Source organism: Streptomyces sp. NPDC001858, assembly GCF_053594615.1.
The window spans coordinates 1-1,010 of record NZ_JBSFEV010000127.1 but is presented as its reverse complement, the minus strand read 5'-3'; the positions used below and the strand labels follow the sequence as shown (position 1 = coordinate 1,010).

Below are 1,010 nucleotides of genomic sequence, written 5' to 3'. Positions count from 1 at the left end.
CTAGGCGCTGTTTCTCGGATCTCCTGACGTGAGTGGGATGTTGGGGGCCAGGCTGGCTGTATGGGCCGTGGGGATCTGACGAATGCAGAGTGGGATCGGCTTGAGTCGTTCTTACCTCGTGGTGGTGCGCGTGGGGGTCGGTGGAGTGACCACCGTCGGGTGATCAACGGGGTGCTGTACCGGGTGCGGACGGGTGTGCAATGGCGGGACCTGCCGGAGCGGTTCGGCCCGTGGGAGACGGTCTATAAACGGCATCGCCGCTGGTCGGCGGATGGAACATGGAAGATGCTGCTGTCTCGCATTCAGGCCGCCGAGGACGCTGCGGGTGGGATCGACTGGGATGTTTCGGTGGACTCGACGGCGGTGCGGGCCCACCAGCATGCAGCCGGCGCGAGGACGGCGCCGCCCGCCGCAATGCCTCAAAAGGGGGTCGGCCCAGGGACGAACCAGGCCGATCCGGTGCTGCGGAAACTGGCTGTCCGCCTGGAGGAGGTGGTCAGACCGGCGAATGCCTGGGACGTTCCCGAGGCGGATTCACCACCAAAATCCACCTCGTCGCCGACGGGCGATGCCGGCCACTTGCCTTCGTCCTGACACCCGGACACTACGGTGACGGCCCCCAACTCGAGTACGTGCTGGGGCAGATTTCCGTGCCCCGCATGGGAGTCGGACGACCTCGCACCCGGCCCGACCGTGTCCTGGCGGACAAGGCCTACACATCCCGCAGCAACCGCCGTTACCTGCGACGGCGCGGAATCCAGCACACAATCCCCGAACGTCTGGACCAGAAAAGACACCGGCAGGGCCGAGGTTCCCAAGGCGGTCGGCCCACAGGATTCGACAGCGAGCGCTACAAGAAGCGCAACACCGTCGAGCGGGCCATCAACCGGCTGAAGGGCTTCCGCGCCGTCGCCACGCGCTACGAGAAACGCGCCTACATCTACCTCGGAACCGTCACCCTCGCGGCCCTCATGACCTGGCTCCGCACATGATCCGAGAAACAGCGCCTA

Annotated in this window: 1 protein-coding gene; it reads left to right on the top strand. The window is 66.0% G+C overall.

What is annotated here, in order from left to right:
- The first annotated feature begins 60 nt into the window (after positions 1–60).
- Positions 61–992, top strand: a protein-coding gene (locus ACWCPF_RS45485; RefSeq protein WP_451051038.1) for an IS5 family transposase whose coding sequence is annotated in 2 segments (ribosomal slippage) — positions 61–426 and positions 429–992 — 930 coding nt in all. Because the reading frame shifts where the segments join, the coding sequence is not laid out codon by codon here.
- Positions 993–1,010: the final 18 nt, after the last annotated feature.